Below are 2379 nucleotides of genomic sequence, written 5' to 3' on the forward strand. Positions count from 1 at the left end.
GCTCAGGACCGTGGCCGGAGAGCCGCAGGCGGACTGCCTGTTCTGCAAGATCGTCTCGGGGGACGTCCCGGCGACCGTCGTCCGGGAGACCGAGACCGTCGTGGCCTTCCGCGACATCAACCCCCAGGCGCCGACGCACGTCCTGGTCATCCCCCGCGTCCACCACCCCGACGCGGCCTCCCTCGCCGCCGCCGAGCCGGCGGTCGCTGCCGACCTGCTGCGCGAGGCCGGGGAGATCGCCGCCGCCGAGAAGATCGACGGCAGCGGGTACCGGATCGTCTTCAACACCGGCAGCGGCGCGGGCCAGACGGTCTTCCACGCGCACGCCCATGTGCTGGGCGGCCGTGGTCTGCAGTGGCCGCCGGGATAGCGGGACGGGACCGGTAACCCCCGTTGTCCGTACGTGAACTCGTGGTGCTCGGCACCGCCAGCCAGGTCCCGACCCGGCACCGCAACCACAACGGCTATCTGTTGCGCTGGGACGGCGAGGGCATCCTCTTCGACCCCGGCGAGGGCACCCAGCGGCAGATGCTGCGAGCCGGTGTGGCCGCGCACGACGTCAACCGGATCTGCGTCACGCACTTCCACGGCGACCACTCGCTGGGGCTCGCCGGGGTGATCCAGCGGATCAATCTCGACCGGGTGCCGCACCCGGTCACCGCGCACTACCCGGCGAGCGGCCGGCACTTCTTCGACCGGCTGCGGTACGCGACGGCCTACCGCGAGACGGTCGAGCTGGCGCAGGTCCCGGTCGAGGGCGAGCACGCGGTGGCGGCGGCGACCGGCGCGTACACGCTCGAAGCGCGCCGGCTCTCCCACCCGGTCGAGTCCTACGGCTACCGGCTCATCGAGCCGGACCGGCGCCGGATGCTGCCCGCGCTCCTTGCCGAGCACGGCATCGCCGGGCCGGACGTGGGCCGCCTCCAGCGCGAGGGCGCACTGCGGGGGGTGACGCTCGCCGACGTCAGCGAGACGCGGCGCGGCCAGCGGTTCGCCTTCGTCATGGACACCCGGCTCTGCGACGGGGTGCCCGCGCTGGCCGAGGGCTGCGACATGCTGGTCATCGAGTCCACGTTCCTGGACGAGGACGTGCGGCTGGCGGAGGACCACGGCCATCTGACGGCCGGTCAGGCCGCCGGGGTGGCGCGGGACGCGGGAGTGCGGCATCTCGTCCTCACGCACTTCTCGCAGCGGTACGCGGACCCGGCGGACTTCGCGCGGCAGGCGCGGGGGGCCGGGTTCGAGGGGGAGCTGACGATCGCGGCGGACCTGACGAGGGTGCCGCTGCCGAAACGTACGCCGTAACCACGTTGACGACCTGGCCGCCCGGCCACTTTTCAGGAAGTACCTCCATGCCCCTCCCCAAGGCCGAACTCCACCTCCACATCGAAGGCACCCTCGAACCCGAGCTCGCCTTCGAACTGGCCGCGCGCAACGGTGTGCGGCTGCCGTACGCCGACACCGAGGAGCTGCGCAAGGCGTACCTCTTCGACGACCTCCAGTCCTTCCTGGACCTGTACTACTCGCTGATGGCGGTGCTGCGTACGGAGGACGACTTCGAGGCGCTGGCGGAGGCGTATCTGGCGCGGGCGGCGGCGCAGGGGGTGCGGCACGCGGAGATCTTCTTCGACCCGCAGGCGCATACGGCACGGGGGGTGCCGATCGGGACCGTGGTGGAGGGGCTCGGCCGGGCCCTGGACCGCAGCGAGGCCCGCCACGGCGTCACGACCCGGCTGATCCTCTGCTTCCTGCGCGACCTGTCGGCGGAGTCCGCCATGGAGACGCTGGAGGCGGCGCGGCCGTATCTGCACCGGATCACGGGTGTCGGCCTCGACTCGGCGGAGGTCGGGCATCCGCCGTCGAAGTTCCGCGAGGTGTACGCGGTAGCGGACTCGCTGGGGCTGCGGAAGGTGGCGCACGCGGGGGAGGAAGGGCCGCCGTCCTACATCACCGAGGCGCTCGACGTCCTGGGCGTGGAGCGGGTGGACCACGGGCTGCGGGCCCTGGAGGACCCGGAGCTGGTGGCCCGTCTGGTCCGCGACCGGATCCCGCTGACGCTGTGCCCGCTGTCGAACGTGCGGCTGCGGGCCGTGCGCTCGCTCACGGAGCATCCGTTGCGGCGGATGATGGACGCGGGGCTGTTGTGCACGGTGAACTCCGATGATCCGGCGTACTTCGGGGGGTACGTCGGGGACAACTTCGACGCGGTGGAGTCGGCGCTGGGGCTGTCGCGGGAGGACCTGCGGGTGCTGGCGCGGAACTCGTTCGTGGCGGCGTTCTTGGGGGAGCTGACGATCGCGGCGGACCTGACGAGGGTGCCGCTGCCGAAACGTACGCCGTAACCACGTTGACGACCTGGCCGCCCGGCCACTTTTCAGG

3 protein-coding genes are annotated in these 2379 nt (G+C 72.0%); all 3 read left to right on the forward strand.

Annotation, left to right across the window (positions count from 1 at the left end; all coding sequences use genetic code 11):
- Positions 1-10: 10 nt before the first annotated feature.
- Genes ACJA3G_RS35230 through ACJA3G_RS35240 form a run of 3 tightly spaced genes read left to right on the forward strand, consistent with a single transcriptional unit; the run spans position 11 to position 2342 of the window.
- Positions 11-370 carry a histidine triad nucleotide-binding protein gene (locus tag ACJA3G_RS35230; RefSeq protein WP_406557101.1) on the forward strand — a complete coding sequence of 120 codons (360 nt, stop codon included), beginning with the start codon at positions 11-13 and terminating at the stop codon, positions 368-370.
- 23 nt (positions 371-393) lie between these two features.
- Positions 394-1305, forward strand: a complete 912-nt coding sequence (locus ACJA3G_RS35235) for a ribonuclease Z (RefSeq protein WP_406557099.1) — start codon at positions 394-396, stop codon at positions 1303-1305.
- A gap of 47 nt (positions 1306-1352) precedes the next feature.
- On the forward strand, positions 1353-2342 hold the full coding sequence (locus tag ACJA3G_RS35240; RefSeq protein ID WP_406557100.1) for an adenosine deaminase: 990 nt from the start codon (positions 1353-1355) through the stop codon (positions 2340-2342).
- The last annotated feature ends 37 nt before the right edge of the window (positions 2343-2379 follow it).

Origin of the sequence: Streptomyces sp. YS-3 (genome assembly GCF_045257485.1) — a bacterium.
Classification (GTDB): domain Bacteria; phylum Actinomycetota; class Actinomycetes; order Streptomycetales; family Streptomycetaceae; genus Streptomyces.

Bases quoted from the DNA above. Each gene is read 5' to 3' on its own strand.
- ACJA3G_RS35240 (WP_406557100.1), top strand. From the start codon at position 1,353: ATGCCCCTCCCCAAGGCCGAACTCCACCTCCACATCGAAGGCACCCTC.